The 261-nt window shown below is 63.6% G+C and carries 1 protein-coding gene; it reads right to left on the bottom strand.

Annotated elements, in window-relative coordinates:
• Positions 1-261 (bottom strand): response regulator (locus AC2FA3_RS15305; RefSeq protein WP_490510332.1); only part of this gene is annotated, 261 nt, incomplete at both ends.

Genomic DNA, 261 nt, shown 5'->3' with positions numbered 1-261 from the left:
CAGTTCCTTCGGCGAGAACGGCTTCGTCACGTAGTCGTTCGCACCGATTTCGAGGCCGAGCACCTTGTCCTGCTCGTCGCCGCGGGCGGTGAGCATGATGATCGGGATGTGTTTGGTCCGTTCGTTGTTGCGCAGGTCGCGCGCGAACGCGATGCCGGACTTGCCCGGCAGCATCCAGTCGAGCAGCACGAGATCGGGCAGCACGTCGCTGATCAGGTTCTGCGCCTGTTCGGCGTTGTACGCACGGATCGGGCAGTGACC

It is taken from the genome of Janibacter sp. CoH_79_TC_3, from assembly GCF_058197955.1.
This window is presented reverse-complemented; position numbering and strand designations above follow the sequence as displayed.